Source organism: Mesorhizobium sp. M2A.F.Ca.ET.039.01.1.1, from assembly GCF_003998035.1.
Lineage (GTDB): Bacteria > Pseudomonadota > Alphaproteobacteria > Rhizobiales > Rhizobiaceae > Mesorhizobium.
The window spans coordinates 1-5,277 of sequence record NZ_RZRY01000455.1 but is presented as its reverse complement, the minus strand read 5'-3'; the positions used below and the strand labels follow the sequence as shown (position 1 = coordinate 5,277).

Below are 5,277 nucleotides of genomic sequence, written 5' to 3'. Positions count from 1 at the left end.
GTCTTCCAGAAATAGAGCGCGTCGGACAGGCGCGCCCGCACCACCTTGCCGTTGCCATAGGCGATCTCCTTGCCGCCATCGTTCGCCTCGATGTTGGCGACCAGGATGAAGCGGTTCGAGAGATCCTCGCCGGCGCCCTGCGGCCGGGTGACGAAGCATTTCTGGTTGGCGCGAATGGTGAGGCGGATGACTTCGCCCGGAATGGCGAGGAAATCCCGCTCGAATTCGCCCATCAGCACGACCGGCCATTCGACCAGACCGGAGACTTCCTCCAGCAGGCCCTCGTCCTCGACCAGGTCGAGGCCATTGGCGAAGGCGAGATTGCGGGCGTCGTGAAGGATGATCTCCTTGCGCCGGTCGGCATCGAGCACGACCTTGGCCGCTTCGAGCTTCGCCACATAGTCGTCGAAGCGGCGCACCGTGATCGGGCCCGGCGCATGGAAGCGATGGCCATAGGTGACGTTGCCGGCGCGGATGCCATCGATCTCGAAATCGACCACGACCGGCTCCTCTGTCTCCGGACCGAAGGTGCAGACGATCGACTGCAGCGGGCGCACCCAGCGCAGCGAGCCGGGTTTTGCCGAGGCCGGCCCCCAGCGCATCGATTTCGGCCAGGGGAAGCTCTTGATGATGCCCGGCACCAGCTCGGCGATGATCTCTTCGGCCGCCCTGCCCGGCTTCGAGATGTGGGCGACGTAGAAGTCGCCCTTCTTCGGATCGGAATGGACATGCGCCTCGGCGATCGACGACAGGCCGGCCTTGCGCAGAAAACCCTGCACCGCCTGCTCGGGCGCGGTGGTCGAGGGACCCTTGATCTCCTCGCGAATGTCCTTGGAGCGCGCCGTCAGGCCACGGATGTCGAGCGCCAGCCGGCGCGGCGTCCAATATTCGCGCGCCGCCTCATAGGTGAGACCCGCCTCGACCAGACCGTCGGTCAGCATCTTCCTGAGGTCGCCGGCAGCCTTGCGCTGCATGCGGGCGGGAATCTCTTCCGAGCGAAGTTCTAGCAGTAGGTCAGGCATGATTAGGCTCCCACCCTCCCCTTGATGGGGAGGGCCGGCGCGTCAGCGCCGTCACGAATGGGCGGGAAATAGCAACTCGGCCGGCCGCTGTCACCCCGCTAGGAGATCGCCTCTTCAAGCGATTTCACGGAATTTTTCAGCCAACTGTCGGGACGGCTCAGGGTCGGTCATCCTTGGAGCAAACCTTCCCATGAACCGAACGCGGCGCTGAAGCGACAAACGCTCAGGCAGAGACCTATTGGCTGAACGACGATGAAGACGGCATCGAGAACCCTGCAGATCCTGGCGCTCAGCGCCTGCTTCGCCGCGCAGATGCATGGCGTGATCACGATGCCGGGGGTCAGGCAGGCCATGCGCACGATCGATGGCGCAACGGCGCAGGTCGTGTTGCCGGTCGGCGCCGCCGCCGAGACCGTGAAAGCCGTACCGGCTTAGAGCAAGCCGCCGTTTCACTGAAACTGCGAATTCGCTCTATCTTGTTTTGACGCAATTCCGGACGGAAAACCGCTACGCACTTTTCCTGGAATTGCTCTAAGCCGCTGCCAGCCCGCCAGCCCGCGTCTTCAGGAACGCCTCGCCGCACGCCTTGGCCAGATTGCGCACGCGCAGGATGTAGCTTTGCCGCTCGGTGACCGAGATCACGCCGCGCGCGTCGAGCAGGTTGAAGACATGGCTTGCCTTGATGCACTGGTCGTAGGCCGGAAAGACCATCCGGTGCATCGGAAGATTGTCGCTCGGCTTGGGCGTGCCGGCATCGAGCAGCGCCTTACACTCGGCCTCGGCGTCCTCGAAATGCCTCAGCAGCATCGCGGTGTTGGCGAATTCGAAATTGTGGCGCGAATATTCCTGCTCGGCCTGCAGGAAGACATCGCCGTAAGTGACCTTCTCGGCGCCTTCGCGGCCGTTGAAATTCAGGTCATAGACATTGTCGACGCCCTGCACATACATGGCGAGCCGCTCCAGGCCGTAGGTCAGTTCGCCCGCCACCGGCGCGCATTCGATGCCGCAGACCTGCTGGAAATAGGTGAACTGGGAGACTTCCATGCCGTCGCACCAGCATTCCCAGCCGAGCCCCCAGGCGCCAAGCGTGGGGCTTTCCCAATCGTCCTCGACGAAGCGGATGTCGTGCAGCAGCGGATCGACGCCGATCGCTTCCAGCGAGCCGAGATAAAGCTCCTGCAGGTTCGGCGGATTGGGCTTCAGGATCACCTGGTACTGGTAATAATGCTGCAGACGGTTCGGGTTCTCGCCGTAGCGGCCGTCCTTCGGCCGGCGCGAGGGCTGCACGTAAGCGGCGTTCCAGCGCAGCGGACCAAGCGCGCGCAAGGTGGTCGCCGGATGGAAGGTGCCGGCGCCGACTTCCATGTCGTAGGGCTGCAGGATGAGGCAACCATAGTCCGCCCAGTAATTGTGCAAGGTCAGGATCAGCCCCTGGAAGGAGCGGCTGGGATGCATATGGGCAGGGATCTCGATGGTCACGGCGGCCTCGGAAAGCGCAGGATGACGCTTCCCTAGTTGCCGGGCCGCCGAGCGTCAAGGCAGCGGCCCACATCCGGCAAGGCGGAAGCTTTGCGGCAGGCTGGCCCATTGCTGTCGAGCGGCGGCCGCGGTTTGCTCCGTTCCACGTCAACGACAGAGGTTTCGCCATGTCTGGTCAACTTGCCGTCCGCCCCGTCACAAGGCAGGATTACGAGCAATGGCTGCCGCTCTGGGACGGCTACAACGCGTTCTACGGACGCTCCGGCCCGACGGCGCTTGCCGGCGAGATCACGCAGATGACCTGGTCGCGCTTCTTTGACGCCTATGAGCCGGTGCATGCGCTGGTGGCCGAGCGCGAAGGCAGTCTGCTCGGCCTAGTCCACTATCTCTATCACCGCTCCACGACGTCGATCGCGCCGAGCTGCTATCTGCAGGATCTCTTCACCACGCAGGCCGCGCGCGGCCAGGGCGTCGGCAGGGCGCTGATCGAAGACGTCTACGAACGCGCCCGTGAAGCGGGCGCGAACCGCGTCTACTGGCTGACGCATGAGACGAACCACGCGGCGATGCAGCTCTACGACAAGGTCGCCGAGAAGTCCGGGTTCGTGGTGTACAGAAAGATGTTCTGAAAATGCCGCGGGGCCCCGAAGGGCCCCGCCAGAAATCAATAGCACACCGCTCAGCCCTTCGGCGCGGGCGTCGGATCCGGCTTCACCTTCGGGGTTTCCTGCGCGGTGTTGGATTCGATCGGCGGCAGGCCCTTGAGCAGCTTCTGCTGCAGGGTGGCGAGCACATCCGGGTCCGGCTTCAGGTCGCGCGCCTGGGTCCACTGATAGGTGGCCTCGAGCTTGCGGCCGACACGCCAGTAAGCGTCGCCGAGATGGTCGTTGAGGACGGGATCTTCCGGCTTCAGCGAGACGGCGCGCTCCATCTCGCGCACGGCGTCGTCGAAGCGGCCCATGCGGAAATAGGCCCAGCCCAGCGAATCGACGATGTAGCCGTCGTTCGGCCGCAGATCCACGGCCTTCTGGATCATCGCCAGGCCCTCCTTGAGGTTCATGTTCATATCGACCCAGGAATAACCGAGATAGTTCATGACCTGCGGCTGGTCGGGCTGCAGCTCCAGCGCCTTGCGGAAATTGGGTTCGGCCTTCGGCCATTCCTTCAGCCGCTCATAGGCGATGCCGCGCTGGTAGAAGATGTTCCAGTTGGCGGCGGTCGGCGACTTCAGCTGCTCGACGGCCTTGTCGTAGAGATTGGCGGCCGAACGGAAATCTTCCTTCGAGCCATAGACGCCGCCGAGCGCCAGATAGGCGCGCATGTCGTCCGGGTGCTTGTCGAGATAGGCCTTGAGGTGGGAAATCGCCTCGTCATGCTTGTCGAGATCGGCAAGGTTGAGGCCGATCTGCAGGTCGGAGAGCTCTTTCAGCGGCGAGGATTCCGGAATGCGGCGGTAGAGCGCGACCGCGCCCTCGCCATCTTTCAGCTGCTCGGCAACGGCGGCAAGCTGCACAAGGGCCGCGTCGCTGTCCGGCTTCAGCGCCAGCGCGTATTGCAGGTAAAGCCGCACGAAAGGCTCGCCGCCGCCGCGGTTGAGCGCGGTGGCAAGGTCGAGCAGGATTTCGGACGCGCCGTCGGCCGGGCGGGCGACCAGCGGCTCGATCTTGTCGCCCTTGGCGATGCGGTCGCGCAGCGTGGTGATCTCGAGCTTGCCCGGGGCGAAGGCTTCCGCCTGGTTCAACACCGCCTCGGCCTTCGACTTGTCGCCCTTGCGGGCGAGGAAGGAGGCATAAGCCTGGGCATTGCGCATCCAGGTTTCGGGCGCGGAGCCACCGGCCGCGGTGTCGGCCAAGGTGGCGGCGTAGATCGCATCGGCCTTGTCGCTGAGGCCGGCGGCATCGGCGATCAGCGCACGGTGGAACGACTTGAACAGGCCGAACCAATCGGGGCCTTTCAGCTTGTCGATGGCATCCATGGCCTCGGACGCGTTGCCGGCGCCCTGCTTGGCCCAGCCGTCCATGACGCCGGAAAGCAGCCGGTCGAGGTCGGATTCGAGCGACAGCTTCAGCCAGTACTGCGCCTTGGCGTAGTCCTTCTTGTGGAAGGAATCGATGGCCAGCGCCAAGCGCGAGAAGCGCTCGACATCGGGCACTTCCTTCAGCTTGTCGGCATAGACCAGCGATTCCTCAAAGCGGCCCTGCGAGACCAGCGCCAGCATCAGGCTCTGCTGCAGGTCCTTGTCATCAGGGGCAAAGGCCAGCGCCTGCTTGTAATAGGCGATCGCGTCGTCGAGGTCGTTGTCGCTTTCGGCGATATGGGCCGCAAGATAGGCGCCCGAGAAAGACGTGATCTGCAGCGGTTGGGCTTCTTCCTTGGCCTGGACCGGCAGCACCCAGAGCGCCACTCCGGTCAAAAATGCCAGCCTCGTCAGCCAGCGCGCACGTCCTTGCCGCATCGTATCCCTTTCAGCCAGACGCGATCCCGCCCTTGGCGGACCGCCCACAGACTCGATCTTTTCCGGCCAAAGCATGGCCTTTTTGGGGTCGGGCTTCAATCGCCGAGCGAATCACAATGCAATCATCCGGCTTAAAAAACGATGCCAGTCAGCGAAAATATGCGGATCGGCGGCCGAATTTTGACATAAGCGGGCTAAAGGCGCGTTCCGTAAAAGCCGCTCGCCGCGACCGCGCCGCACAGCTCGAACCACTCGCAGCCCGGGCACGCCTTGCGCGTCAGGCCGGAAGAAAAGGCCTCGCGCATGCGCGCGAGGGTAGAG

5 protein-coding genes are annotated in these 5,277 nt (G+C 64.0%); 2 read left to right on the top strand and 3 right to left on the bottom strand.

The annotated features are described in order from the left end of the window. A partial coding sequence (gene glyS, locus EOA24_RS26630; RefSeq protein ID WP_127410239.1) for a glycine--tRNA ligase subunit beta occupies positions 1–1,022 on the bottom strand: 1,022 nt, incomplete at its 3' end. Positions 1,023–1,274: 252 nt separating this feature from the next. Between glyS and EOA24_RS26625 the strand changes: the two genes are divergently transcribed. After that, positions 1,275–1,457 (top strand): hypothetical protein, encoded by a 183-nt coding sequence (locus EOA24_RS26625; RefSeq protein ID WP_126078602.1) that lies wholly within the window; start codon positions 1,275–1,277, stop codon positions 1,455–1,457. A 96-nt stretch (positions 1,458–1,553) separates the two neighbouring features. Here EOA24_RS26625 and EOA24_RS26620 read toward each other — a convergent pair whose 3' ends face one another. Beyond that, positions 1,554–2,477 (bottom strand): glycine--tRNA ligase subunit alpha, encoded by a 924-nt coding sequence (locus EOA24_RS26620; RefSeq protein WP_189341644.1) that lies wholly within the window; start codon positions 2,475–2,477, stop codon positions 1,554–1,556. Between the two features lie 191 nt (positions 2,478–2,668). Here EOA24_RS26620 and EOA24_RS26615 point away from each other — a divergent pair, with 191 nt between their 5' ends. Beyond that, on the top strand, positions 2,669–3,130 hold the full coding sequence (locus tag EOA24_RS26615) for a GNAT family N-acetyltransferase (RefSeq protein ID WP_126078603.1): 462 nt from the start codon (positions 2,669–2,671) through the stop codon (positions 3,128–3,130). Positions 3,131–3,180: 50 nt separating this feature from the next. Here the strand turns inward: EOA24_RS26615 and EOA24_RS26610 are convergent, their stop codons facing one another. Then, on the bottom strand, positions 3,181–4,956 hold the full coding sequence (locus tag EOA24_RS26610) for a tetratricopeptide repeat protein (RefSeq protein WP_126078604.1): 1,776 nt from the start codon (positions 4,954–4,956) through the stop codon (positions 3,181–3,183). Between the last annotated feature and the right edge of the window lie 321 nt (positions 4,957–5,277).